The sequence below is a fragment of the Planococcus maritimus genome (genome assembly GCF_001592825.1).
Lineage (GTDB): Bacteria > Bacillota > Bacilli > Bacillales_A > Planococcaceae > Planococcus > Planococcus maritimus_C.
This window is the reverse complement of record NZ_LTZG01000045.1, coordinates 1-360: the sequence shown is the minus strand read 5'-3', so window position 1 is coordinate 360 and position 360 is coordinate 1. Positions and strand designations below refer to the sequence as shown.

The following is a 360-nucleotide window of genomic DNA, read 5'->3' as shown; positions in this document are numbered from 1 at the left end:
AACTGGTGGCCGCACAGTCCACGACAAACAGGCCGCTAAAAGGCAAACAAGTCGGCGTTACGGCAGGGCCGACACGCGAACGGATTGATCCGGTGAGGTTCTTAACAAACTTTTCGGGCGGCAAGATGGGCTATGCCATGGCTCAAGCCGCAGGAGAACTCGGGGCTGACACGACCTTGATCAGCGGTCCGGTTTCTTTAGCTGTGCCAAGCGGCGTCAAGCGCATTCAAGTCGAGAGCGCACAGCAGATGCTAGAAGCAGGTCTTGGTGAATATGACAACGCGGACTTGGTTGTTAAGACAGCAGCTGTCGCAGATTACCGTCCGGCTGCGAGCGCGGGGCAGAAGGTCAAGAAAAAAG

1 protein-coding gene is annotated in these 360 nt (G+C 56.4%); it reads left to right on the top strand.

The features are described 5' to 3' along the window. A partial coding sequence (locus tag AY633_RS14695) for a phosphopantothenoylcysteine decarboxylase domain-containing protein (protein ID WP_145915690.1) occupies positions 1 to 360 on the top strand: 360 nt, incomplete at both ends.